The sequence below is a fragment of the Hyphomicrobium sp. genome (genome assembly GCF_036262015.1).
Lineage (GTDB): Bacteria > Pseudomonadota > Alphaproteobacteria > Rhizobiales > Hyphomicrobiaceae > Hyphomicrobium_C.
In genome coordinates this window covers 338,969-362,613 of sequence record NZ_DATAJR010000004.1, presented here as the reverse complement: position 1 = coordinate 362,613, position 23,645 = coordinate 338,969, and the positions used below count along the sequence as shown (strand labels likewise).

Below are 23,645 nucleotides of genomic sequence, written 5' to 3'. Positions count from 1 at the left end.
TCTAGCCCTTCATCATGTTGATGTCCTCAACCGCGATGGAACCGCGGTTGCGGAAGTAGACGACGATGATGGCCAGTCCGATGGCAGCCTCGGCGGCCGCAACGGTGAGAATGAACAGCGCAAAGACCTGACCCACCAAATCGGCGTGGAAGTGCGAGAAGGCAATGAAGTTGATGTTGACGGCGAGCAGCATCAGCTCGACCGACATAAGGATGATGATCACGTTCTTCCGATTGAGGAAGATACCGAACATGCCGAGCGTGAACAGGCACGCCGCGACGGTCAGATAGTGTCCGAGCCCGATCTCCATAGCCTCGTCTTGCCCCTTCTCGTCTCGGTGCCCTAGTGTTTCGCCGGTGCGTCTGGGATCGCGCTGCCGCCGGGCGCGACCTTGACCATTTGCACGGCCGTCGCCGGCCCGCGCGCCACCTGATCGGCTATGGACTGACGCTTGACGCCTTGCTTGTGCCGCAGGGTCAGCACGATGGCGCCGACCATGGCGACCAGAAGCACCAGCCCCGCTCCCTGAAAGTAATAAATGTACTTCGTGTAGAGGATCTGCCCGAGCGCCTCGGTGTTCGTCACTCCCTGCGGCACAGGAGCGGCGACGGTGCCGGGTGCAACGGGCGCAACTCCGCGCACGAGAACCAGCAACACAAGTTCGGCGAGCACCACACCGCCGACGAGAAATCCGACCGGCGCATTCTTGATGAAGCCCGCACGAAGCTCAGCGAAGTCCACGTCGAGCATCATCACGACGAAGAGGAACAGCACGGCCACCGCGCCCACGTAGACGATGACCAACAGCATCGCCAGAAACTCGGCGCCGAGCAGGATGAAAAGACCGGCCGCGTTGAAGAACGTGAGAATAAGGAACAGGACGGCGTGCACCGGGTTCTTGGCGACGATCACCATCGCCCCGGACGCGAGCGCCAGGGTCGCAAAGAGATAAAAGAAGATCGCCGTCAGTGCCATTCCGCCCTCACCCCAATCCTCCGGCTCCGCTTACGCGAAGCGAGAGGCAACCCTTTACCGATACGGCGCGTCGAGCGCGAGGTTCTTCGCGATCTCGCGCTCCCACCGGTCGCCGTTCGCAAGCAGCCGCTCCTTCGAGTAGTAGAGCTCCTCGCGCGTTTCGGTCGCGAACTCAAAATTCGGCCCTTCTACGATGGCGTCGACCGGGCAGGCCTCCTGACAGAGTCCGCAGTAGATGCATTTCACCATGTCGATGTCATAGCGCGTCGTGCGGCGGGTGCCGTCGTTGCGTCGCGGACCGGCCTCGATCGTGATAGCTTGAGCCGGGCAGATCGCCTCGCACAGCTTGCAGGCGATGCAGCGCTCTTCGCCGTTCGGATAGCGACGCAACGCGTGCTCGCCACGGAAGCGAGGCGAGAGGGGGCCTTTCTCGAACGGATAGTTCACCGTCTTCTTCGGCGCGAAGAAGTAGCGCATGGCCAGGAAGAACGCCGTGACGAACTCCGCGAGGAACAGCGATTTCAGCCCTTGGGCCGCCCGCATTGGTGGCTCTCCTATGCCGATTTCATAAACTGCAGCACACCGGCGACGACAACGACCATCATCAGCGACAGCGGCAGAAAGACCTTCCAGCCGAGCCGCATCAGCTGGTCGTAGCGATACCGCGGCACCATAGCCTTTGCCATGGCGAACATGAAGAACATGAACACAACCTTGGCCGCGAACCAGAAAATGCCCGGGATCGCGTTCAGCGGCCAAATGTCGAGCGGCGGCAGCCAGCCGCCGAGGAAGAGAATGGTGGCCATCGCGCACATGGTTGTGATCGCGACGTATTCGCCGAGCATGAACAGCAGGTACGGCGTCGACGAATACTCGACCATGAAGCCGGCGACGAGCTCGCTTTCCGCTTCGACGAGGTCAAATGGCGGGCGGTTCGTCTCGGCCAGCGACGAGATAAAGAACATGACGAACATCGGCAGAAGCGGCAGCCAGTGCCAGTCGAGTGCAGACGACGGCAGACCGAGCCAGGCGCCCACGCCGGTCTTCTGTGCGGTGACCACCGTGCCCAAGTTCAGCGAACCGACCAGCAAGAGCACCGTGATGACGACGAAGCCGAGCGACACCTCATAGGAGATCATCTGCGCCGCCGACCGAAGCGCACCCATGAAGGGATACTTCGAGTTCGATGCCCAGCCGCCCATGATGACGCCATAGACACCGAGCGACGAAATAGCGAGCAGGTAGAGGATGCCGACGTTGAGGTCTGAGATGACCCACGTGCCCCAGCCGTCCTGGCTCATCGGAATGACCGCCCACGCCGCGAGCGCGCAGGTCGCGGTGACGAGCGGGGCCAAGAGGAAGATGCCCTTGTCGGCGCCGGACGGAATCACCGGCTCCTTGAATACGAATTTCAGGAGGTCAGCGAACGACTGAAAGAGGCCGAAGGGCCCAACGACGTTTGGCCCGCGGCGCATCTGAACGGCGGCCCAGACCTTGCGATCCATGAGCAGCAGGAACGCAACGCAGAGCAACAGCCCCACAAGCACGAGCAGCGAGAGGCCCACGGCGATGGCAAGCCAGAGCCCGTAGTCCCAGAGCATTGTGATCGTCTCGCTCGACATCTGGGTTGCGTGCTCCCTATTCCGCCGCAGCCACGCCGGATTTATCGGCGGCTTTCTTGAGTGCGCTCATCTCGGCCATCACGGCGGACGCGCGCGCAATCGGGTTCGTGAGGTAGAAGTCTTTCACAGCGCTGTGGAACGGATCGTCCTTCACGGCGCCCTTTCCGCTGGCCAGCACGGCGATCACGTCGCTCGGGGCTGGCGACACGCGATCGAGGGCCGCGAGCACTGGGGCATGCTGGTACATGCCGGCGCGCAGCACGTTGATCGAGTCGTACGGCAACGTGTGCCCAACAAGGGGTGAGAGTGCGCGAATGATCGTCCAATCCTCACGGGCGTCTCCCGGCGGGAACGCGGCGCGCGCCGTCATCTGGGCGCGACCCTCCGTGTTCACATACGTCGCGCTCTTTTCGGCATAAGCCGCCGCGGGGAAAATTACGTCCGCCCGGTGAGCACCCGCATCGCCGTGGCTGCCCTGGTAGATCACGAACGCTGAACCGAGCCGGGACATGTCGATGTCATCGGCGCCAAGGAGATAGAGCACGTCGAGCGCGCCGCTGCCCGCGGCGGTGACAAACGTATCGACACCCGTCGTTGCGGGCTTCTTCGGCACGAACCCGAGATCCAGAGCGGCAACGCGGGATGCCGCGGTATGGAGCACGTTGAATCCGTTCCAGGCCGGATCCTTGCCTTGGGTTGCCGCAATCACGATGCGCGCCGCTGCCGCCAGAACAGCGCGTCCGTCGTGGCGCGCCATGGCGCCAGAGCCGACGATCACCATCGGGGCCTTGGCTTGCTGTAGTTTTTCAGTGAAGGGGTGGTTGCCGTCGGCCACGTCGCGAAGCGTCTTTCCGCCCGCGCCGAGGTAGTCGTATGCGTAGCCGAGATCCACCTGCTCGCCAATGACGCCGACCGTCAGACCGCCCATGCGCCAGCGCTTGCGGATGCGCGTGTTGAGCACAGCGGCTTCGATGCGCGGATTGGTGCCAATCAGCAGGATCGCATCGGCCTGCTCGATACCTTCAATAGTTGTATTAAAGACGTAGGTCGCGCGGCCCAGATCCGGATCGAGCTTGGCGCCGTCTTCGCGACAATCGACATTCGTCGAGCCGAGGCGGTGGAAGAGATCCTTCAGCGCGAACATTTCCTCGGCGCCCGCCAGCGGCCCGGCGATGGCGGCCATGCGGTCACCCGACGTAGCCTTGAGTTTCTGCGCGACAGTGGCCAGCGCATCGGCCCAGGTCGCCGGCACAAGACGGCCGTCTCTGCGAACGTAGGGCTGATCCAGTCGCTGCGTGCGCAGGCCATCGGCCACGTGCCGCGTCTTGTCCGAGATCCACTCCTCGTTCACGGCATCATTGTTGCGCGGCAGGATGCGCATGACCTCGCGGCCGCGCGCATCGATGCGGATGGCGGAGCCGACGGCGTCCATAACGTCGACGCTCTCGGTCTTGCGCAGCTCCCAAGGGCGCGCGTTGTGCGCCCAGGGCCGATGAGTCAGCGCGCCGACCGGGCAAAGGTCGTTCACGTTGGCGCTCATCTCGGACAGGATGCCACGCTCGAGGTAGGTCGTGATCTCCATGTCCTCGCCGCGGCCGATGGCGCCGAGTTCCGAGACGCCCGCGACCTCGGTCATGAAGCGCACGCAGCGGGTGCAGTGAATGCACCGGTTCATGGAGGTCTTGATCAACGGCCCGAGATACTTGTCCTCGACCGCGCGCTTGTTCTCGGCGAATCGCGAACCGCCGGAGCCGTACGCAATGGCCTGATCCTGCAGGTCGCACTCGCCACCCTGATCGCAGATCGGGCAATCGAGGGGGTGGTTGATGAGCAGGAATTCCATCACGCCCTCGCGCGCCTTCTTTACGGTCGCGCTTTGGGTCGAAATGATCTTCGGGGAATTGTCGCGGTTGGGCGGCAGATCGCTGACGCCCATGGCGCACGACGCGATCGGCTTCGGGCTGCCCTGCACCTCGACGAGGCACATGCGGCAGTTGCCGGCGATCGACAAGCGCTCGTGGTAGCAGAAGCGCGGGATCTCGGCGCCCGCCTGCTCGCAGGCCTGGAGCAGCGTGATGCCCTCCTCGACCTCGATTTCCTTGCCGTCGATAACGAGCTTTCTCGACATGCGCTACTCCGCCGCCTGCTTGTGGGCTGCCTGATAGGCGTCGATGCGGGCCTCGATGACCGGCCGGAAATGGCGGATCAAGCCCTGCACCGGCCAAGCCGCCGCGTCACCCAGCGCGCAGATCGTGTGGCCCTCGATCTGCTTCGACACATCGAACAGCTTGTCGATCTCGCTCTTCTCTGCCTCGCCGCGTGCCATGCGCTCAAGCACGCGCCACATCCAGCCGGTGCCTTCGCGGCACGGCGTGCACTGACCGCAGCTCTCGTGCTTGTAGAAGTAGGCGATGCGCGCGATGGCCTTGACGACGTCCGCCGACTTATCGAGGACAATGATCGCTGCCGTGCCGAGACCGGATTTCAGTTTCGACAAGCTGTCGAAATCCATCGTCAGGCCTTCGCAGAGATCCGCGGGGATCAGCGGCATCGACGATCCGCCCGGGATAACGGCCAAGAGGTTGTTCCAGCTGCCACGCACGCCGCCGCAATGCTCATCGATGAGCTGGCGGAGCGAAATACCCATCTCCTCTTCGACAACGCAGGGCCGGTTCACATGGCCTGAGATCTGGAAGAGCTTTGTGCCGGTGTTATTCGGCAGTCCGAGTGCCGCGAACCAATGGCCGCCGCGCCGCAGGATGTCGGGGACGACCGCGATGCTTTCGACGTTGTTGACCGTCGTCGGCGCGCCATAGAGGCCGACGTTGGCGGGAAATGGGGGCTTGAGGCGCGGCTGGCCCTTGCGGCCTTCGAGGCTTTCAAGAAGAGCCGTTTCCTCGCCACAGATGTAGGCGCCGGCACCATGGGCAATGTAGAGATCGAAGTCCCAGCCGTGGACGTTGTTCTTACCGATGAGCTTGGCGTCGTACGCTTCGTCGATGGCGCGCTGCAGACGCTCGCGCTCGCGGATGAACTCGCCGCGTATATAGATGTAGCTCGTGTGCGCGCGCATGGCGAAGCTGGCCAGCAATGCGCCCTCGATCAGGAGATGGGGATCATTGCGCATGATCTCCCGGTCTTTGCACGATCCCGGCTCGCTCTCGTCGGCGTTGATGACAAGATAAGACGGCCGTGGATCGGCCTTGGGCATAAAGCTCCACTTGAGGCCGGTCGGGAAGCCCGCGCCGCCGCGCCCGCGGAGACCCGACGTCTTGACCTCTGAGATGATCCAGTCGTGGCCCTTGTCGATGAAGAACTTGGTGCCGTCCCAGGATCCGCGCGACATGGCTCCCTTGAGTCCCGAGTCGTGGAACCCATAGAGGTTCTGGAAGATGCGATCCTTGTCCTCGAGTAGCATCGGCGATCTACCCCTTGGATTTGTCGTCAGACTGCGTGGAAGTGGCGGCGCCACCTTCCTGCAGCTCCGGGAAACGGGCTCGCCAGGCACCTCGCTGCGAGCCATCGTAAAGCGTCGGGTCGACCAACGTCGTCGGGCCACCCTCCGGGCAAGACGTCTTGCGACCAATCTGCGAGCCGGCTTTCGGCGCCGCGCCGCGTGCGAAGGCGCCGAGAATCTTGTCGAGCGCTTCCGGCGTCAGGTCTTCATAGGTGTCCTTGAAGATCTGGACCACAGGTGCGTTCGCACAGCAGCCCACACACTCGACTTCCTCCCACGAGAAAGCGCCGTCCTCGGAGAGCTCATGCGGATGCTCGGCGATGCGCCGTTTGCAGACTTCGATCAGTCCCTCGGCGCCGCGCAGCATGCACGGCGTCGTTCCGCACACCTGCACGTGGGCTTTCGAGCCTACCGGTGAAAGCTGGAACATCGTGTAGAAGGTCGCGACCTCGTAGGCCCGGATATAGGCGACACCGAGCATGTCCGCCACGTAGCGCAACGCGGGCTCCGGCAACCAACCGTTGCTCTGCTCTTGCGCGCGCCAAAGCAGCGGAATGATTGCGGACGCTTCCTTGCCTTCCGGATACTTGGCGATGGTTCCCTTGGCCCACGCGAGGTTCTCCGGCGTGAAGGCGAAACCATGCGGTTGATCAGGATGAAGTCGGCGGACGGCCATGCTGGCTCCCCAATACGGATCATCCGCGGGGCAAGAGAAGCAGAGCGGATAAGACCCGGGCCGGCTATGCCCCGATCTTCCGCCACCTCTCCATGCAACTCCCCCGCAGCAGTGTTAACGTTCCACTACGTCTATCGCAGCGCGAAAGCAAGCGCGCACGGCAATGCGCCCACCACGCAGCGTCATGACTTTCGTCTCAGGGAATCGGCTGCCGTCGCACGATCAAAAATGCCGATCTCAGGCGTCAGGGATCGTTTCGCGCTTCGGTTGTCGCTCGTCAGGTGAGCGGAGTGCTGAGCCAGCCCGTGATGAGGAGCACGGTCGCGACGGGCGCCAGGAAGAGCGAGACCTGCGAACCGACGCGCAGAAAGCCGGTCCAGAAGATCGCGAGGAGAATGCCGAACAGCACGATGACCCAGCCGCCCGCGTCGACACCTCGGGTCACGGCGAACCAGATGGCGATGAGCACCGAAAACAGCCCGAGCAGGATCGGCACTGCGGGAAAATCGATCTGAAGCGCGCCCATGGGCCAGGAGCGCTGCCGGGCGATGAAGCCATAGGTCGCAAGCGAAATGCCCCAGCCAAGGGCCGCAACGGCCAACAGAAAAAGATTGTCCATCATGCGGAGCGCCTCCCGGATCAGCCAGCGGATTGTGCCAGTATTTCCGTCTATTCACCAGCATCCGTTGAGAAGCGGGTTTACTCTGCAGCCTTGAGACGCAGCGTTATCCCGCTCAATCGCCTCCGGCGAGACTTGCCACCCCTTCCGCAAGGCGCCATATTCCGGCCGGAGGCTGGCGGCGGACGAGTACGTCGCCAACCGGGTCAGGTCCGGAAGGAAGCAGCCCTAACGACAGGTGCACGGGTCGTTCGTCAGCCTCTCTATATTCGCTCACGCCCCGCAAAGCGGGGCTCCGCGGGGGCGCGGCACCAGCCGCGGGTCGCTTTGCTCCCTTGGCCCTTCGGGCCAAATGGTGATTGCCAGTGGCACCCTGCTCTCCCCGGCCTGATGGGCCGATATTTCGAGCGTGAAGGCGGGGCGGATGGCCAAGAAGAAATCTGACGGCGATGTGACGGCTGGTGGCGAGGCGCAGGCGCCTGCGAAGCCTTATGTCGTGCTGGCGCGGAAATACCGGCCACAGACATTCGACGATCTGATCGGCCAAGAGGCCATGGTGCAGACGCTGCGCAACGCGTTTGCCTCGGGGCGGATCGCCCACGGCTTCATGCTGACCGGCGTGCGCGGCGTCGGCAAGACCACAACGGCGCGCATTCTGGCGCGTGCCCTCAATTACGAAACCGACACGATCTCAGTACCGACCATCGACATGCCGGTGCTCGGCCGGCATTGCCGCGAGATCATGGAGAGCCGGCATCCGGACGTCATCGAGATGGACGCCGCCTCCAATACGGGCGTCGACAACATACGCGAGATCATCGAGAGCGCGCGTTATCGCCCGCTCGCCGCGCGCACCAAGGTCTTCATCATCGACGAGGTCCACATGCTCTCCAAGGGAGCGTTCAACGCACTCCTGAAGACGCTGGAAGAGCCGCCGGGACATGTGAAGTTCATTTTCGCGACGACAGAAGTGCGCAAGGTGCCGGTCACGGTGCTCTCGCGCTGCCAGCGCTTCGACCTCCGGCGTGTGGACGTTCCGCGCCTTGCTCAACATTTGAAGAATATCGTCGCCAAGGAAGGCGCGTCCGCCGAAGATGATGCGCTCACGCTGATCGCTCGCGCCGCTGAGGGGTCTGTCCGCGATGCGCTCTCGGTTCTCGATCAGGCGATCTCGACGTCGTTCGGTCCCAATTCCGACGATGACAGCACAGTTACGGCCGCATCCGTGCGCAGGATGCTCGGCCTCGCAGATCGCGGCCGCATCTTCGACCTTCTCGAAATGCTGCTCGCAGGCGACATCGCGCCGGCGCTGAAGGCGTTCGACGCGCTGTTCCAGGACGGTGCGGACGCTACGCAGGTGCTGCAGGATCTCGCCGAAGCCGTGCACATCACCGCGCGCATCAAGGCCGTGGGACCCGATGCTGCCGGCGACGCGCTCGCGCTTGACGAAAAGCGGCGAGCCGGTGCGCTCGGCGAACGCCTGTCGATGGCGCTGCTCGCACGCCTTTGGCAGATGCTGCTCAAAGGCTTGGAGGAGACCAGCAAAGCGCCGAATCCCGCGGTTGCGGCCGAGATGGTGCTGATCCGGATTGCGCATACGTCCGACCTGCCGCCGCCCGACGAGATCATACGTATGCTTGGCGGCGCGCCTGTGTCGAAACGGTCCGCCAACCGGCCTGCACTTTCCACCGGTGCGGCCGCCGGCGCGACGGCCTCGGCACCGCAGGACGAGCTGGCTGACGATGAAGCCGCCTTGCAACCGCGTGCCGATCATGAATCGGAAAACCCGGCTGATTTCGATTTCCCATCCGATGGCGCGATCGATGATGAGATGGGCGATGACGAGGGTGATGCGGTTGCCGCGCGCGCGCCCGGACAAGGCGCTGCGCTTCGTCCGCTCAACACCTTTGCCGATGTTGTTGCGCTGGTGGGCGAGCGGCGTGATGCCAAGCTCAAAGTCTCGCTTGAGGAGCAGGTCAGCCTCGTGAAGTACGACGGAGCCACAGGCGCCATCGACCTCTACCTCCTGCCGGGCGCGAAGCCGGATCTCGCCAACGACTTGCGCGAAAAGCTCAACAAGTGGACGGGTCGGCGCTGGATGGTGGCACTCTCGAAGACGCCGGGCGAAACGCCCATCGGGCAGGTGCGCCGGGAGCGCGAGGCCCGCGAACTGGCCGCCCTCAAAGCGCATCCGGCCGTAGCCGCCGTGCTGGCAGCGTTCCCCGATGCGGACGTTTCTCATGTGCCGCCCGTTACGCGGGCGCGTGACGACGACAAAGCGGCCGGCTGAGTTCCGGCAGTCGGGCTGTTGGATGGCTTGGCTTCGCGTCTGCCAATCGGGAATTGATCCCAATTTTCTTCACTGCGAATGGACCATCTCCCCGCATTGAATTAGTAATGTTATATTGCTTCGTAAGCCGTCTGTTTGCAGACTTGGCGTTCAGGCTCGGAGAGATCAATTCCAGCGACGACTTCTACTCGATCTCCAACGCCGAATGCGCCGACGGCAAGCACACCGTGATGGTCGAGACCAGCTTCAAGATCACCGACAAGAAAAAGAAGGAGCAGTCGCACCTTCTCCCAAATTAGGACGCGACTGCTGCGCGCATTGCACACTTGGGTCGGGGTCAAACCCGGCCCCTTTTTATGGCCCTGGCGTGATAGGATCTTTCGCCTGCTTTCAATCTCGGCGGAAGGAGGCCACCATGGACGATCCTTTCAAGCTGCAGCGTTTCGTCGACGCACAGTCGCTCGTCTACGAGACGGTGCTGCGGGAGCTTCGCGCCGGCCGAAAGACGACACACTGGATCTGGTTCATCTTTCCGCAGGCGAAGGGGCTTGGCCGGAGCGCCATGTCGGAGCGCTACGCGATCTCGTCACTCGACGAAGCGCGTGCGTATCTGGCGCATCCGGTGCTGGGGCCGCGGCTCAAGGACTGCACGCAGCTCGTGCTGTCTCACAAAGGCATGCCATTGGAAGATATCTTCGGCGCGCTCGACGCGATGAAGTTCCGGTCGTCGATGGAGCTGTTCCACGAAGCCGGCGCTTCGTTTACACCCCTATCTAGCCGTCCCTAGGGGGACTGAGATGACGCAATGCGGGGCCGGGCAAAATGATCTAGGCTTCCATCCAAACTTGGCCGCGGGCAGTCTGTTCACCACACCACCGCCTGTTGCTAGCTGCCGTTGCCTAAGAGCGAGGAGATCCGATGAAAGACCTGATGGGCATGATGAAACAGGTCAAGGACATGCAGGAGCGCATGCAGCGCCTGCAGGAGGAGCTTGGCACGATCGAGGTGGCTGGATCGGCTGGCGGCGGCCTCGTCTCCGTCACGCTGACCGGCAAGGGCGACATGAAACGCGTGCAGATCGATCCCTCGCTGATGAAGCCCGAGGAAGCGGAAATCGTCGAAGACCTGATCGTCGCCGCCACCGCGGACGCCAAGTCGAAGGTCGAGGCGCAGGTGCAGGCCAAGATGGCCGAAGTGACCGGCGGGCTGCCGCTGCCACCCGGTATGAAGCTTTTTTGACGGTACGACGCCTCGCGGCTGAAAAAAACTTCTTCCCGGAGGCCCCCACGGGCCTCCGAACTGTTGAAATCCGCAGGGTTCTGCCCTATTTGCGCACGCTTGCTCAAAGTGCTGTGCACGCGAGCTGTTCTTTCGACCGTGATCGCGTCCGGTCCGGTGATATCTGACGCGCCAATCATCGTTAAGGGAGCATCGCTTTGGACAGCGTTCTCATCATTGGTGCCGGCGCGGCCGGCTCGGTCACCGCCCAGAAGTGCGCGATGAACCGCGACGTCTTCAAGAAGGTCCATCTCGCCTCGCGCCGTCTCGAGAGCTGCGAGAAGGTCGCCAAGCTGTGCAAGACGCCGATCGAGATCAGCCAGGTCAACGCCGACAACGTCGATGAGACGGTGGCGCTCATCGAGCGCGTGAAGCCCGACCTCGTGATCAACATGGCGCTTCCCTACCAGGATCTGCCGATCATGGACGCATGCCTCAAGACCGGCGTGCACTACATGGACACGGCGAACTACGAGCCGCGCGACGTGGCGAAGTTCGAGTACTCCTGGCAGTGGGCCTACCAGGACAAGTATGCCTCCAAGGGCATCATGGCGGTGCTCGGCTGCGGCTTCGATCCCGGTCAGTCGAACATCTACTGCGCCTACGCGCAGGAGCATCTGTTCGACACCATCGACACCATCGACATCATCGACTGCAACGACGGCAGCCACGGCAAGTCGTTTGCGACCAACTTCAATCCGGAGATCAACCTCCGCGAGGTGACGCAGCGCGGCAAATACTGGAAGGACGGCAAGTGGATCGACATCGATCCGCTGACCATCTCGTGCATGATCGACTATCCGGAGGTTGGACCGCGCAAGAGCTACCTCATTTATCACGAGGAGGAGGAAAGCCTTGTCCAGAACATCAAGGGTCTGAAGCAGATCCGCTTCTGGATGACGTTCTCCGACAACTACATCAAGCATCTCGACGTGCTGCAGAGCGTGGGTATGACGCGCATCGACCCCGTCATGTACAAGGGCACGCCCGTGATCCCGATGGAGTTCCTGAAGGAGCTACTGCCGCCGCCGTCGTCGCTCGGCGAGGGCTACACGGGGCGCACGTCCATCGGCTGCATCATCGACGGCACGAAGGACGGCAAGCGCAAGACGGTGCTGATCTATAACGTCTGCGACCATGCCCAGTGCTACAAGGAGACAAAGGCGCAGGCCGTGTCCTACACGACGGGCGTGCCGCCGGTCGTCGGCGCCATGATGATGTTCAAGGGCCACTGGACCGGGAAGGGCGTGTTCAACGTCGAACAGCTCCCCTCGAAGCCGTTCATGGACGAGATCGGCAAACAGGGCCTGCCGTGGCACGTGAAGGACATCACGCCCGCCGACCAGGCCGAGCTGTTCGCGGTCAAGACCTGATCGCGTTTACCAGATCGCATTCGGATGGGCGGCTTCGGCCGCCCATTTTTTTGTTCCCTTTGCTGAGCTTTCCCGCTGAGATGCCCTCGCCGCCGATGCTTGGGTGGCAAGGGGGGGGTGCATGCTGGACTCAGCTGAAACCGAGGTCGCCGGCCATAACACCGGTGCCTCCGTGACGCCGGTGATCGTCACGGTGCACGGGACCAACGATGCGCATCCGGACGATGACGGCCAGCGCTGGTGGCAGCGCGGCTCGAAGTTCACAGAGCGGCTGATCTACGACCTCCTGCAGCGCGGCGTTCCCAACGTGGAGATCGTGCCGCTGCACTGGTCGGGCCAGAACTCCGATTTCGATCGCCTCAAGGGCGCTGCAGATCTTGCGCGCACACTCCGTAGCCTCAACCGGGCGGGCCGGCCACACGCGGTGATCGCCCATAGCCACGGTGGCAACGTCACCGTCGAAGGCCTCGCGCTGGCCGGACGCTCCGCGCATCGCGGCGGCATCATCAGTTTCGGTACGCCCTTCTTCGCGCGGCGGCTGAAGACTGTGCCGAAGCTCATTGCGATCTTCCAGACCGTGCTCGGCCTCGTCATTCCGCCGATCATGCTTTGGTATCTGATGACCGCTCTCTCCTCCGACACCAATAAGAAGATCGAAGCTGCCGTTCTGTTCGGTGGCCTGATGGCGATCGGCCTCTGGTGCCTCGCCAAGGGCGTGCGGAAGCTGGCACGCCGTCATTTCGCGACGCGGCTATTCGCGAAGTCGCTCACGCCATCGCAATGGCTCGTCGTGCACAGTCCGCGCGACGAGGCGATGCAGCTTCTCGAAACGGCGGCTCAGATTTCGCCCCAGTACGTCAAGACGAGCGCGGCGATGCGATCTCTGACGGCGTTTGCGTCCCTCGCGGGCGTCGCCGTCACGACCGGACTGTTCGTCTGGTTCGGCGGCTACTTTCTCAACCCGATCGTCGCGAAAATCTCGGCAGGAGAATTCGGCTTCGGCACCGCCGCCGATCTCACGTTCCTGTTGCTCGTTCCCCTTGTCTACGGCGCGGTGTTCTTCGTCGTCTGGCTGCTCGCGCGCGCGGGAGGCGCTTTCCTCTATGCGAAGATGCTGACGAGCGCGATCCACGGCGGTGTGCTCGGGGCGGCGTTCGGCGGCGATGGTCCTTATAAGCTCGTCGGCATCACGCGCTTGCCACCGTATCTCGTGAAAGCTCGCGAGGAGCGCATCGAAGCCATCGACCTCGGCGGCATCGACGATGCGGCGCTCTTCGTGGCCGCGCAGAGCCTTTACAACAGCGTCGTCGCCAATGACGGACCGGAAGGCGGCATCGCCAATCCTGATGTCATGTGGAAGCGGCTCAGCGATGCGCTCTATCACAACGCGTATATGCGCGACGATGGTGTGATCGGCACCGTCGCCGACCATCTGGTCGGAACGTGGCAGCGGCGCATCCGCTAAACGTCGGAGAACTAGTGGATCGATCCATTGTGATAATTGCGCGCTGGTGGGAATAAAATCGTTGGCCGTCTTGGCCACTCAGCCGTGCATTCGGCGTTGTCAGACCTCAATTGAATCACACGAATCATTGAACGATCCCCGCATAGACACCACACAGCGACGGGGGACAGCCAATGGCTAATCTTTCTCAGAAGCTCGCGGAGATGCATCGCCGCCTGACGGAGAACACGCAGGAAGAGCAGGCGCTCGTGCGCGCGCTCAACGCGGCGCTCAACCATGTCGACGAGAAGCTTCTCGCCGAAATCCGCGCCATCACAGCCCAACACGAAGCGCGCCGCCATGTCATCATGAACGAGTTGCAGCTTCTCGCGGGCCGCCTCTGTGCGTTTCCGGTCTCGTCGGCAGAGCCGATGCATACCATCGAGGATGAGCGCCATCATCAATTGCCGCACACCAACGGCCATACGAACGGCAACGGGCATGCAAACGGTCATACCAACGGCGCCACGCACGCGCCGGGCAACTGGCGCATCGCGGCGCAGAATATTCAGGACGATCTCGACTTCTTCAGCGATCCGCCGCCGGCGAGCCATTAGGCTCCAGGGCTGCCCGGACTAGTGCTTGTGGCGGGCGTCATGCGACATGGCTGCAGCCGGACGGTTCCGGCACGGAATGACGCGCCCCGGCCCAGGCTCTAGCAGTCGTCATCTGACGATGCCATATAGCGCGCTCGGCCCTTCTTCTTCGAGCCTGAGAGCGCGCATGATCCCCAAAATCCCTGCTGACATCCGTACCCCGGCTTACGTGCTCGACGTGGCTGCGCTCAAGCGCAACCTCGGGACGGCCGCGCGTATCAAGCAGGAGGCGGGCGTCAAAGTGCTTCTGGCGACGAAGGCCTGGGCCATGCCGGCGGCCTTCCCGATCCTGCGTGAGGTGCTCGACGGGACGACGGCCAGCGGCGAGTACGAGGCCCGCATGGGGCGCGAGGAGTTCGGCAAGGAGGTGCACGTCTACGCACCGGCGTACGGCCCGGGTGAAGTCGAACGGCTGACGGCGATCGCCGACCACATCTATTTCAACTCACCGGAGCAGATTGCGCTCGGATTGCCGCTTGCGAAAGCAGCGGGCCGCGAGGTCGGCGTTCGCATCAACCCTGGCTATTCGAACGCCACGCTCGGCGGCGCGCTGTACGATCCGTGCGCGCCCTGCTCGCGCTTCGGCACGACAGTCGAGGAGATCGACCAGCTTCCGTGGGGCGAGATCGACATCTTCCATGCCCACGCGCTGTGCGAATCTCTCGCTGATGGGTCGGTAGGACTGATCGAGCACGTGGCGAAGAATTTCGCGCCGTACCTGCGCCGCGTGAAGGCGGTGAATTTCGGCGGCGGGCACTTCGTCAACAAGCCCGGCTACGACGTTGCGAAACTGATCGCGGCGCTCAAGGCGTTTCGTGCGGAGTTCGGCATCGAAGTCTATCTCGAGCCCGGCGCGGGCCTTGTGGTGGACACGGGCTATCTCGTCTCCACGGTGATCGGGCTGCATCGCAACGTGAAGGACATCGCCATTCTCGATGCCTCGGCTTCCACCCACATGCCGGACGTGCTCGAGGTGCCCTACACGCCGCCCGTTCTCGGTGCGCAGGAGGCAGGCGCGCTCCCACACTCCTACATCCTGGGCGGCAAGACCTGCATGACCGGCGACATCATCGGCGAGTATTCGTTCGCCGAGCCCCTGGGCGTCGGATCTCGCGTCGTGTTCGGAGACATGATGCAGTACTCGTTCGTGAAGAACACGACCTTCAACGGCACGCCGCTGCCGGATCTCGCCATTCTGCATGAGGATGGCCGCTACGAGGTCGTGCGCTCGTTCGGCTACGAGGAGTTCCGGCGCAGGCTGGGCTGAAAGAGACGCCCAGCCGAACCCGGCTGGGCGCCAACTCTGATATCATTCATGTCGTGAAGTTCAGGCTGCGTCCGGGAGGACGCCAGCCTCAATATTTGTACGCGCCAGCTCCGACCAGTAGGTCACCGACCCGCACGACGTACGACTTCTTTTCGTGGATCTGGTTGTCTGCCGGGCTCTTGAACTTGTAATCCACCCAGCCATCCTTGTTGATCGCAACGATCTCCTTGACGTAGAGCTTGCCGCTGGGATCAGGCGTGTTCAGATCGTTCTTCCCGATCAACTCCGGCCTTGCGCCACTGGCCTTCCACGTTCCGGTCTTGTCGAAAACGAACACGTAGAGATCTCCGCTGCGCCAGTCGCCGCCACCGTTGAAAGCCGCGATCGCTTTGTCAGGGCCTTCCTTTTTAAGGAAGTCCGCAGCTTTGATCGCCATGGCCTGGGCGTCTTCCTTCGAGGCGTGCTTTAGTTCGGCAAATAGAGGGGTGCTGGCCAGGGCCATTGCCGGCACAACCAGCATCAGAATCAGCAACGTTTTTATGTTTTTCATTGCATCCTCCAGTCCTCCCTCTCCGTTCGTCCCCTCGCCACTATACTACCGTGCCGCTCTCGCTCCGCCTGGCGGGCGGGGCTGTTACCTTGGGAACATCAAATTTTTCTCGGGCACGCGATGACCGCGTTTCCCGAACGGGGTTGCGGAGCGCAGGGGCGTATCCGCGCGAAGATCATGGGTGAAATCACGTGAGCAAGTCAGTAGGGACTCCGAAGTCGTTTGCGGCGCGCGGCGTCGCAATCGCGGTCGCGGCTTTGGCCGCAGGCTATTGTTACCAGACCTTTTTCGCCGATAGTGCCCCGGCATTCGCCGGACCGGCCGCGGCCGCAGGCGAGCTCGACACGAGCCAGCTGCCGCGCATTGCGGGCGCCAAGGAGACCTACGCCAGCGCGCTGACTACCATTTTCGTGTCTCCCGATAGCGTGGCGAAAACCACCGACTCTACCGTCGCCGGCCTCACCGAAGCGGAGTGGAAGCGCTATGAGGCCCCGTTCTCGAGCAAGGCCGACAATCCGAACGTCGTGATCCTGACCTTCAAGAAGGGCGCTCAAGGGCTGAACGTCTTGATTACGCTTGCACCGGCCCAGGACAACAAGACAAGCGTCAGTTATACCGCCATCAACTTCGCAAACGATCTGCCGTTGCCCAAGGATGCATCCGACGTCCTGTTCGATCCGGATCGCCCCTATCTCTCGTCGTTGACGACCGAGTCCGTCGACGCCTCGATGGTCTTCTTCAATGCGGAGATGATCCAGAGAGGCTGGTCCCCGTGGTCGGTCAAGGACGCTACCAGAAAGCCCGGCGGCGCCGCACAGAGCACCGATAACGGTCTGTTTTCCTATTTCGTACGTGATGGACACAAGCCGTTGATCGTCCTGGTCCAGCGCCAGAAAGACGGCCGGACGACTGCGAAGATCGAACCCGTTCCAGAGAGCCTGCTGACAGCCAAGCCGGACCAGAAAGAAGAGAAGGTTGAGACTGCGCCGGCACAACCCAGCGCAGCGGCCAAGGAGATGCACGAGGCCTTCGACCAGCTCACAAACGACATCATGAAGCAGGCGCATGACGCGACCGCCGAGACCATTGCCGGGATCACGGCGAAACAAGCCCCGGCGACACCGGCGCAGCCCGAAGCGCCACTCCGCGCGTTGCGCGACACGTCCGCACCCATTCCGCTCCCCGAGGCTGCCGACAGCATCGAGATCGACGCGGCGAGCGGCAACGTCGACTTCACGTCAACATCCAGCGTGAGAGCCTTGGCAAGCTTCTATCGCGCCGAGATGAAGGCAGCCGGCTGGAAAGAGCAGCCGACGGTCATCGACAAGGACACAATGGCGGCGTTGCGCTTTGCGAAGGGCGGCAAGGACGTATCGATTACGCTCATGAAGATGGGTAACAAGGCGAAGGTAAGCGCGACGGGCTCTGGCCTCGTGTCCGCCGACGCCGAGCCAGAATCCGCGCCGCTGCCAGATGCGCCGTCGACTTCGCAGGTAACCGAGAAAGAACTCGCGATTCAGGAAATCGCCGGCCTGCTGGTGCCCACACCGAACACGCTCAACGGCAGCGAAAAGTCTCTGTACCGGGTCCAGGTCAATGCCCGTGTGCCGGCCAGCGTGGCCGCCGTCCTGGCTTTCTATCGCCGGGAGCTTGGCAAGCGCGATGGCTGGAAGGAGGCAGAAGGCGCGATCGTCGAGACGAGACGCGCCGTCGTGACCTACAGCACGAGCGATGGGCCGGCCATTCTCACGCTTTCGTCCGACAAGGGCGACACGGTCGTGGCGCTACTGGTGCGCAAGCAGGCGGAAGCGTCGAAGGCCGGTATGCTGCCGAAGCCGGGGCACGTGAAGCTGCTGTTCGGAAATGTGCTCGACGGCGAGGCTTCCGTTACCATCGACAAGAAGACGGTCAAGATCAGAGGCGGTCTCGGCGCGAAGAAGCCAGACGGCCCGACGATCGAGATCTCGCCGGGTAAGCACACGTTCTCATTCAAACTTCCGGGCCGGGACGTTCAGACCGATGAGGTCGAGGTCGCGGACGGAGACATTTGGGGTCTCATGGTCGGCCCGGGCGGCGTACTCGCGCTGCAAATGTACTGATCGCGAAAACGAAAAGGCGCCTGGCAGCGATGCCGGGCGCCGCTCAAATTTTTGGTCTCAGACGGTGGCTCAACGTTGGGCGCGGCAGGATTGCAAACAGCGGGTGAGCTGGGCGCCGCAGCTCGGACTGTCTTTGGTGGCCCGGCGGCACGAATTCTCCTGAGCGTAGCAGCGCGACGCACAGTCATTGGCCGAAGAGGCGATGGGAAAGATGGCGGCTGAAATCGCGGCAAGGCACAGAGCGGCGGTCGCGTATCGCATAGTTCGTTTCACGAAATCGACGTCCTCTGCTCGGGGTTCTGGCCGGATTATCGCGCAGAGGTCCGTGAAACGTGGTCGCCGCGCGGTGGTATGGTTTACGATGCGCACGATGAACGTCACCTGAACCGGCCGTCAAGGCTCCGTTACGGCCCGGCAGCCGCTTTGAGCGATCGCTCCAGGTCTTTGATGAGACCAATGATTCACGCTTCGGACTTTCCCTGCGCTGCCGATTCACTCCGCGCTAGAACGCGAACTCCTCGAAGATGTGGTCGATACATCCGTTCCAGCGCCCTTCGTAGCGCTCGATCAGTTCGTCGGCCACGGTACGCCCCGACCCGACGAGGCGCTCGAGCGGGGCCAGATAGATCGTTTCGTCCTGGCTTTTGGCGTTGATCTGCCGGCGGTTTCTAAGGCCGAGGCGCGAGATGCGAAGCGCCGAGAGAGCAAGCTCCTGCACGGTGGAATCACGGAACCGGGCCGATAGGGCCTCGCGCGGAACCACTTCGCGCAACTGCTGGCGCTCCTCGGCGGTCCACGTTTTTACAAGATCCCATGCCGCGTCGAGTGCGACCTCGTCGTAGAGCAGTCCGACCCAGAACGCGGAGAGTGCACAGATGCGCGGCCAGCGGCCGCCGTCGGCCCCGCGCATTTCCAGGAAGCGCTTGAGACGCACCTCCGGGAAGAGGGTCGTCAGGTGATCCGACCAATCGTCAAGCGTGGGGAGTTCGCCAGGGAGCGCTGCGAGCTTGCCGTTCATGAAATCGCGGAACGACGCTCCGGCGACGTCGATGTAGCGGCCGGAGCGGTAGACGAAATACATGGGTACATCGAGCGCGTAGTCGACATAACGCTCGTAGCCCATGCCCTCCTCGAAGACGAAGGGCAGCATTCCCGTGCGGCGCGGATCGGTTTCGCGCCAGACTTCGCTGCGCAACGACTTCATCCCGTTGATGTGGCCTTCGGTGAACGGAGAGGACGCAAACATGGCCGTCGCTATGGGCTGCAGCGCAAGGCTCACGCGCAGTTTCTTGACCATGTCCGCTTCGTTGGCGAAGTCGAGGTTCACCTGGATGGTCGCCGTGCGATACATCATGTCGAGGCCGCGTTTGCCGACCGTCGGCATGTAGCGCGTCATGACTTTGTAGCGCTGTTTCGGCATGTGAGGCGTCTCGGCCAGCGTCCACTTGGGCGAGAAGCCCACGCCGAGGAATCCGATGCCGAGATCCTCGCCGACGTCGAGCACCTCGTTCAGATGCTCCTGCGTCTCGTCGGCCGTCTCATGCAGGGTTCGGAGAGGAGCGCCGGACAACTCGAACTGGCCGCCGGGCTCAAGGCTGATTGTTCCCCCCGGCTGACCATCCGGACGCTTGAGAGCGATAATATTGTCGCCCTCCATGATGGGTTCCCAATCATAGCGGGCCATCATGTGCTCCATGATAGCCCGAATGCCGCGATCACCCTCGTAGGGAACCGGCTTCAGGGACTCTGTGTAGAAAACGAACTTTTCGTGCTCTGTGCCGATGCGCCAGTCTGGCTTGGGCTTTTCGCCAGCCGCAATCCAGCCGACGAGATCGTCGCGGGAACGCGCGAGAGGGCTCGGGGTCCCATCCTGACGGGTCGACATATGTGGGGCCTCTGGCGGTGGCGCGGTTCGGTGGGTGTTATGGCGAGCCCCACCCCACTAAACAAGGGGTTGGGGGCGGCCAAAGGAAAGGTTACTGCCCTTCCACCGAAGCTCCGGATGGCATCCCGCCCATGGGGAGGCACGGCATGACGCGGCGCAGGTCGTCTGGAATGGTCTCCGAATTTACGCAGGCCTCGAGGCGGCGGATCATCACCGAGTTATGGTTATCGCGCAGGCAGTCCACGAACGATTGCACGCCAAAGCTCGTGCACCTCTGGAGCTCCGCCATGACGAATTCGGGTGTGTCGGTGTTCGGGCGTGGACGGTTCAGGTCCAGCTCCGGCTCGATATAGATGCTCGGATTGTTGCGCCGGTCCCAGCCGCCCCGATCGGGCCGCTGGCTGGGCCGATCACCCGCCAGCAGGGGATCGGCTCCCCCTGCGGCAATCGCAACTACCAGCATCATCAGCGCCTTGGCTTGCATAGCCATCCGCGACCGCTCCAAATCGACGCCATGACACCCGCCGCGCGACGGCGCGCGGAAACGCAGCCCCCATCCGCAGGGCTCGCGTCAGCCCCCAATGATAGGAAGGAGCCGTAAACGAATCGCTTCCCGGTGCGTAAAAAGTGTGCAGACCGGCGGGACTGGCCCGCCGCCACAGCCGATCCTGAGGACGTCGGGCATGAAAAACGAAGCTCTTCTCGCTGGCGGTATTATCGTCGCGGTCATCGTCGCCGCATCCCTGACGCTCGATGGCGAAACAGTTCCGAACAAGAAGCTCCCTGGCGGCTCGGAAGCGTGCACCTATCATGCCGGCCCCATGGACGGCGACCTGATCGCCGAGGGCGGGGACGCCGGACGCCGTATCCTGCGCGCCATCCTGGCGCTCGATCACAAGTGCGAGTTCGTCACGCTGGCATTACCTGACGGTACTCGCCAAGTCATGAAGCTCGGCAAAGCCGGCCGCAAGCCCGGCGAAAAGGGCCCGTCAAGCATCACGGTATTCTAGCGCGTCAGGACTTTTGAGCCGGCTCGGCAGCGAGAATTTCGGACGCCTTTGCGCAGTCCGCCTCCATCTGCTGCACGAGTTCCTCTGCGCTATGAAATTTGCGGTCGTCGCGCACTTTGTCGATAAAGCTGACCTCGATCTCGCGCCCGTAAATCTTCTCGTCGAAGTCGAACAGGAAAACTTCGAGCACAGGCATGCCATCGTCAAAGGTGGGGCGCGTGCCGAGGTAGGCTGCGCCGTCGAGCGAACGGCCATCGAGTTTCACGCGCACGGCGAAGATCCCGTGACCGAGTGCAGTTCCTTTCGGAAGGGCGACATTTGCGGTCGGAAAACCGAGGCCGGTTCCGCGCTGTGCACCGCCAATAACCGGGCCTTTCACGCGCCACGGACGCCCCAGCGCCTCGGCCGCACCTTTTACGTCGCCCTCCGCCAGCAGCAAGCGAATGGCTGTTGACGAGAATGGCTCTCCACGGTCGGCCACTGGTTCCACAACGGTTACTCCGAAACCCAATGTTTTTCCTGCTGTCCGCAACGTTTCTGCCGACCCGGAGCGGTTGCGGCCGAAGAAGAAATGATAACCGACCACGACATGCGATACCGCAAGCGCACCAACCAGCACGCGAGCAATGAACTCATCCGCAGCAAGAGCTGCGAGCCTGCCGTCGAACGGTAGGACTACCGCCACATCGAGGCCAAGCTGATCAAATACGGCAAGCTTCTCTTCGAGCGACGTTAGCCGAAAGTGCGGCGCCGCCGGATTGAAGAACTCGCGCGGATGGGGCTCGAAAAGCAGTACGCCCCCGGGCCGATCAACGCGCCGTGCTTCTTCGATGGCGCGCTGCACCAGGATTTGGTGGCCGCGATGCACGCCATCGAAATTGCCGAGCGCAAGGACTGCCCCTTTGGCCTCGGGCGGCACCGCTTCAAAGCCGTGAACGACAAGCATGCTCCGATCCTTCGTGCACGGCGGGGCGACAATGGTGCTGGGGTCACGCCGGGCGGCTAGGCACCATCAGCAAGGCTTCGCCTGTCAACACGGGTTTGCCGTTCACAGTGCACACGGTCTCGAATTTCGCGCGCTTCTTTTCCGGAAAGAGCTCGATCAGCTTCACCGTCGTGACAACGGTATCACCGATTTTCACCGGAGCTTTGAAGTTGAGCGTTTGCGAAATGTAGATCGCCCCCGGTCCCGGCAGCTTCATGCCGAAAACGGCCGAGATGTAACCGGCGGACTGTATGCCGTGGGCGATGCGCTCCTTGAACATCGTTGACGCTGCGTACTCCGCGTCAAGATGTACAGGGTTCCGGTCACCAGAGATGTCAGCGAAGGCAATGATGTCCGCCTCGCTCACCTTACTCGTAAGTGATGCTTCCTGGCCGACCGCGAGATCCTCAAAGTAGGTGATCTTGGGAGTTGTCATTGTGCTTTATCCTGCCGGCGACCTTGTTTCAGGCCCCTGGTCTAGCGGCCAGCCCGCCGACACGCAACACGCAGGCGGCTTGGCCGATCTTAGCCCTCCCGACACGCAGGTGTTGCAGCAGGGCGACGGATCGCGCTATAAGGCGGTATCCCAACATTTTCCATTACTATTGGCTTTTGCGGTCCCTGCCCCGCGAAAGCCCGGAGAAGAGCCTATGAGCGACCGCAAACCCCTGATGCCGAAGGCCACAGCCGTGTGGCTGGTCGAGAACACTTCGCTTTCGTTCGAGCAGATCGCGGAGTTCTGCGGGTTGCATGTGCTCGAAGTGAAAGGCATCGCCGACGGCGACGTCGCTCAGGGCATCAAGGGCCTCGACCCGGTGACCTCCAACCAGCTCACGCGCGACGAGATCGAGGCGGCAGAAAAGAATCCGGGCCGCCAACTGCACATTGCCGAGCCTAAAGTCGTGATGCCGGAAGCGGCCGCCAAGCGCGGTCCGCGCTACACCCCGGTGTCTCGCCGCCACGACCGTCCGAATGCGGTCCTTTGGCTGCTGCGCAATCATCCCGAGCTCAAGACCAGCCAGATCATGCGCCTCGTGGGCACGACCAAGCCCACCATCGCGCAGATCAAGGACCGCACGCACTGGAACTCTCCCAATCTCGTACCGCAAGATCCGGTCACGTTGGGCCTCTGCTCGCAGACGGATCTCGACAACGAAGTGAAGAAGGCCGCGCGGCGTATGGAGCGCGAGCGTCGCGAAGCTCAGAAGGAAGCCATCAAAGCCGGCACTTTGCTCCCGACCGAGGAGACGACCGCTCCGGCCTCGGAGGAATCGGAGGAGGAAGGCTTCCGCCCCACTGCGGAGATCGTGCAGCCCAAGGGCGCCCTCGAAGACCGCGAAGAGACGCCCGCCGAAGAAGAGGCGCGTGTGTTCGCCAAGCTCAAGGAGCTCAAGAGCGAGCCATCGGACGACAAAGGGGACGAGGAGGGCTCGTAACGCCCTTCGCTCCTCCCGCGTCG

Annotated in this window: 24 protein-coding genes and 1 other RNA gene; 12 read left to right on the top strand and 13 right to left on the bottom strand. The window is 62.7% G+C overall.

Annotated elements, in window-relative coordinates:
* Position 1: 1 nt before the first annotated feature.
* The 8 genes from nuoK to VHO05_RS02690 all read right to left on the bottom strand — a co-directional run bounded on the left by nuoK (position 2) and on the right by VHO05_RS02690 (position 7,352).
* On the bottom strand, positions 2-310 hold the full coding sequence (gene nuoK / locus VHO05_RS02725; protein WP_329645075.1) for an NADH-quinone oxidoreductase subunit NuoK: 309 nt from the start codon (positions 308-310) through the stop codon (positions 2-4).
* Positions 311-342: 32 nt separating this feature from the next.
* Positions 343-975 carry an NADH-quinone oxidoreductase subunit J gene (locus VHO05_RS02720; RefSeq protein WP_329645074.1) on the bottom strand — a complete coding sequence of 211 codons (633 nt, stop codon included), beginning with the start codon at positions 973-975 and terminating at the stop codon, positions 343-345.
* A 54-nt stretch (positions 976-1,029) separates the two neighbouring features.
* A complete protein-coding gene (nuoI, locus tag VHO05_RS02715) occupies positions 1,030-1,518 on the bottom strand; it encodes an NADH-quinone oxidoreductase subunit NuoI (protein WP_329645073.1) in 489 nt (162 codons plus the stop codon).
* An 11-nt stretch (positions 1,519-1,529) separates the two neighbouring features.
* A complete protein-coding gene (gene nuoH, locus VHO05_RS02710) occupies positions 1,530-2,597 on the bottom strand; it encodes an NADH-quinone oxidoreductase subunit NuoH (RefSeq protein WP_414653660.1) in 1,068 nt (355 codons plus the stop codon).
* Between the two features lie 16 nt (positions 2,598-2,613).
* On the bottom strand, positions 2,614-4,725 hold the full coding sequence (gene nuoG, locus VHO05_RS02705) for an NADH-quinone oxidoreductase subunit NuoG (protein WP_329645072.1): 2,112 nt from the start codon (positions 4,723-4,725) through the stop codon (positions 2,614-2,616).
* A gap of 3 nt (positions 4,726-4,728) precedes the next feature.
* Positions 4,729-6,015: an NADH-quinone oxidoreductase subunit NuoF gene (gene nuoF / locus VHO05_RS02700; protein WP_329645071.1), complete on the bottom strand. Its 1,287-nt coding sequence runs from the start codon at positions 6,013-6,015 to the stop codon at positions 4,729-4,731.
* A gap of 7 nt (positions 6,016-6,022) precedes the next feature.
* Positions 6,023-6,730, bottom strand: coding sequence for an NADH-quinone oxidoreductase subunit NuoE (gene nuoE / locus VHO05_RS02695; protein ID WP_329645070.1), 708 nt, complete (start codon positions 6,728-6,730; stop codon positions 6,023-6,025).
* A gap of 277 nt (positions 6,731-7,007) precedes the next feature.
* Entirely contained in the window at positions 7,008-7,352 is a 345-nt protein-coding gene (locus VHO05_RS02690; protein WP_329645069.1) for a hypothetical protein, read from the bottom strand.
* Positions 7,353-7,519: 167 nt separating this feature from the next.
* On the opposite strand from VHO05_RS02690, the gene ffs reads away from it, so the two are divergent.
* The 9 genes from ffs to VHO05_RS02645 all read left to right on the top strand — a co-directional run bounded on the left by ffs (position 7,520) and on the right by VHO05_RS02645 (position 15,657).
* Positions 7,520-7,615: signal recognition particle sRNA small type (gene ffs, locus VHO05_RS02685), an RNA gene on the top strand.
* Positions 7,616-7,773: 158 nt separating this feature from the next.
* Positions 7,774-9,639, top strand: coding sequence for a DNA polymerase III subunit gamma/tau (locus tag VHO05_RS02680; RefSeq protein ID WP_329645068.1), 1,866 nt, complete (start codon positions 7,774-7,776; stop codon positions 9,637-9,639).
* Between the two features lie 107 nt (positions 9,640-9,746).
* A complete protein-coding gene (locus tag VHO05_RS02675) occupies positions 9,747-9,938 on the top strand; it encodes a hypothetical protein (RefSeq protein ID WP_329645067.1) in 192 nt (63 codons plus the stop codon).
* Between the two features lie 116 nt (positions 9,939-10,054).
* On the top strand, positions 10,055-10,426 hold the full coding sequence (locus VHO05_RS02670) for a DUF1810 domain-containing protein (RefSeq protein WP_329645066.1): 372 nt from the start codon (positions 10,055-10,057) through the stop codon (positions 10,424-10,426).
* A gap of 131 nt (positions 10,427-10,557) precedes the next feature.
* Positions 10,558-10,878, top strand: a complete 321-nt coding sequence (locus tag VHO05_RS02665; RefSeq protein ID WP_329645065.1) for a YbaB/EbfC family nucleoid-associated protein — start codon at positions 10,558-10,560, stop codon at positions 10,876-10,878.
* 197 nt (positions 10,879-11,075) lie between these two features.
* Positions 11,076-12,290 (top strand): saccharopine dehydrogenase family protein, encoded by a 1,215-nt coding sequence (locus VHO05_RS02660; protein WP_329645064.1) that lies wholly within the window; start codon positions 11,076-11,078, stop codon positions 12,288-12,290.
* A gap of 121 nt (positions 12,291-12,411) precedes the next feature.
* Positions 12,412-13,755, top strand: coding sequence for a hypothetical protein (locus tag VHO05_RS02655; RefSeq protein WP_329645063.1), 1,344 nt, complete (start codon positions 12,412-12,414; stop codon positions 13,753-13,755).
* A gap of 173 nt (positions 13,756-13,928) precedes the next feature.
* Complete coding sequence (locus VHO05_RS02650) at positions 13,929-14,351, top strand: hypothetical protein (RefSeq protein WP_329645062.1); 423 nt, start codon at positions 13,929-13,931, stop codon at positions 14,349-14,351.
* 166 nt (positions 14,352-14,517) lie between these two features.
* A complete protein-coding gene (locus VHO05_RS02645; protein ID WP_329645061.1) occupies positions 14,518-15,657 on the top strand; it encodes a carboxynorspermidine decarboxylase in 1,140 nt (379 codons plus the stop codon).
* 88 nt (positions 15,658-15,745) lie between these two features.
* On the opposite strand, the gene VHO05_RS02640 is transcribed toward VHO05_RS02645, so the two are convergent.
* On the bottom strand, positions 15,746-16,207 hold the full coding sequence (locus tag VHO05_RS02640) for a cache domain-containing protein (RefSeq protein WP_329645060.1): 462 nt from the start codon (positions 16,205-16,207) through the stop codon (positions 15,746-15,748).
* A 191-nt stretch (positions 16,208-16,398) separates the two neighbouring features.
* On the opposite strand from VHO05_RS02640, the gene VHO05_RS02635 reads away from it, so the two are divergent.
* Positions 16,399-18,306 carry a hypothetical protein gene (locus VHO05_RS02635; protein WP_329645059.1) on the top strand — a complete coding sequence of 636 codons (1,908 nt, stop codon included), beginning with the start codon at positions 16,399-16,401 and terminating at the stop codon, positions 18,304-18,306.
* 502 nt (positions 18,307-18,808) lie between these two features.
* On the opposite strand, the gene VHO05_RS02630 is transcribed toward VHO05_RS02635, so the two are convergent.
* Both VHO05_RS02630 and VHO05_RS02625 read right to left on the bottom strand, forming a co-directional pair.
* On the bottom strand, positions 18,809-20,191 hold the full coding sequence (locus tag VHO05_RS02630) for a glutamate--cysteine ligase (RefSeq protein ID WP_329645058.1): 1,383 nt from the start codon (positions 20,189-20,191) through the stop codon (positions 18,809-18,811).
* Positions 20,192-20,282: 91 nt separating this feature from the next.
* Positions 20,283-20,681, bottom strand: coding sequence for a hypothetical protein (locus VHO05_RS02625; protein ID WP_329645057.1), 399 nt, complete (start codon positions 20,679-20,681; stop codon positions 20,283-20,285).
* 193 nt (positions 20,682-20,874) lie between these two features.
* Here VHO05_RS02625 and VHO05_RS02620 point away from each other — a divergent pair, with 193 nt between their 5' ends.
* A complete protein-coding gene (locus VHO05_RS02620; protein ID WP_329645056.1) occupies positions 20,875-21,201 on the top strand; it encodes a hypothetical protein in 327 nt (108 codons plus the stop codon).
* A 4-nt stretch (positions 21,202-21,205) separates the two neighbouring features.
* Here the strand turns inward: VHO05_RS02620 and VHO05_RS02615 are convergent, their stop codons facing one another.
* The gene (locus tag VHO05_RS02615; RefSeq protein WP_329645055.1) at positions 21,206-22,147 is read right to left on the bottom strand and encodes a bifunctional riboflavin kinase/FAD synthetase; all 942 of its coding nucleotides are present in this window, start codon (positions 22,145-22,147) and stop codon (positions 21,206-21,208) included.
* Positions 22,148-22,190: 43 nt separating this feature from the next.
* Positions 22,191-22,622 carry a MaoC family dehydratase gene (locus VHO05_RS02610; protein ID WP_329645054.1) on the bottom strand — a complete coding sequence of 144 codons (432 nt, stop codon included), beginning with the start codon at positions 22,620-22,622 and terminating at the stop codon, positions 22,191-22,193.
* 214 nt (positions 22,623-22,836) lie between these two features.
* On the opposite strand from VHO05_RS02610, the gene VHO05_RS02605 reads away from it, so the two are divergent.
* Complete coding sequence (locus VHO05_RS02605; protein WP_329645053.1) at positions 22,837-23,622, top strand: DUF1013 domain-containing protein; 786 nt, start codon at positions 22,837-22,839, stop codon at positions 23,620-23,622.
* Positions 23,623-23,645 lie beyond the last annotated feature (23 nt).

Bases quoted from the DNA above. Each gene is read 5' to 3' on its own strand.
- VHO05_RS02645 (WP_329645061.1), top strand. From the start codon at position 14,518: ATGATCCCCAAAATCCCTGCTGACATCCGTACCCCGGCTTACGTGCTC.
- VHO05_RS02625 (WP_329645057.1), bottom strand. From the start codon at position 20,681: ATGGCTATGCAAGCCAAGGCGCTGATGATGCTGGTAGTTGCGATTGCC.
- VHO05_RS02650 (WP_329645062.1), top strand. From the start codon at position 13,929: ATGGCTAATCTTTCTCAGAAGCTCGCGGAGATGCATCGCCGCCTGACG.
- nuoG (WP_329645072.1), bottom strand. From the start codon at position 4,725: ATGTCGAGAAAGCTCGTTATCGACGGCAAGGAAATCGAGGTCGAGGAG.
- VHO05_RS02690 (WP_329645069.1), bottom strand. From the start codon at position 7,352: ATGATGGACAATCTTTTTCTGTTGGCCGTTGCGGCCCTTGGCTGGGGC.
- VHO05_RS02640 (WP_329645060.1), bottom strand. From the start codon at position 16,207: ATGAAAAACATAAAAACGTTGCTGATTCTGATGCTGGTTGTGCCGGCA.
- VHO05_RS02620 (WP_329645056.1), top strand. From the start codon at position 20,875: ATGAAAAACGAAGCTCTTCTCGCTGGCGGTATTATCGTCGCGGTCATC.
- VHO05_RS02615 (WP_329645055.1), bottom strand. From the start codon at position 22,147: ATGCTTGTCGTTCACGGCTTTGAAGCGGTGCCGCCCGAGGCCAAAGGG.
- VHO05_RS02610 (WP_329645054.1), bottom strand. From the start codon at position 22,622: ATGACAACTCCCAAGATCACCTACTTTGAGGATCTCGCGGTCGGCCAG.
- VHO05_RS02680 (WP_329645068.1), top strand. From the start codon at position 7,774: ATGGCCAAGAAGAAATCTGACGGCGATGTGACGGCTGGTGGCGAGGCG.
- nuoF (WP_329645071.1), bottom strand. From the start codon at position 6,015: ATGCTACTCGAGGACAAGGATCGCATCTTCCAGAACCTCTATGGGTTC.
- nuoE (WP_329645070.1), bottom strand. From the start codon at position 6,730: ATGGCCGTCCGCCGACTTCATCCTGATCAACCGCATGGTTTCGCCTTC.
- VHO05_RS02665 (WP_329645065.1), top strand. From the start codon at position 10,558: ATGAAAGACCTGATGGGCATGATGAAACAGGTCAAGGACATGCAGGAG.
- VHO05_RS02655 (WP_329645063.1), top strand. From the start codon at position 12,412: ATGCTGGACTCAGCTGAAACCGAGGTCGCCGGCCATAACACCGGTGCC.
- VHO05_RS02605 (WP_329645053.1), top strand. From the start codon at position 22,837: ATGAGCGACCGCAAACCCCTGATGCCGAAGGCCACAGCCGTGTGGCTG.
- VHO05_RS02675 (WP_329645067.1), top strand. From the start codon at position 9,747: ATGTTATATTGCTTCGTAAGCCGTCTGTTTGCAGACTTGGCGTTCAGG.
- nuoI (WP_329645073.1), bottom strand. From the start codon at position 1,518: ATGCGGGCGGCCCAAGGGCTGAAATCGCTGTTCCTCGCGGAGTTCGTC.
- nuoK (WP_329645075.1), bottom strand. From the start codon at position 310: ATGGAGATCGGGCTCGGACACTATCTGACCGTCGCGGCGTGCCTGTTC.
- VHO05_RS02670 (WP_329645066.1), top strand. From the start codon at position 10,055: ATGGACGATCCTTTCAAGCTGCAGCGTTTCGTCGACGCACAGTCGCTC.
- nuoH (WP_414653660.1), bottom strand. From the start codon at position 2,597: ATGTCGAGCGAGACGATCACAATGCTCTGGGACTACGGGCTCTGGCTT.
- VHO05_RS02720 (WP_329645074.1), bottom strand. From the start codon at position 975: ATGGCACTGACGGCGATCTTCTTTTATCTCTTTGCGACCCTGGCGCTC.
- VHO05_RS02630 (WP_329645058.1), bottom strand. From the start codon at position 20,191: ATGTCGACCCGTCAGGATGGGACCCCGAGCCCTCTCGCGCGTTCCCGC.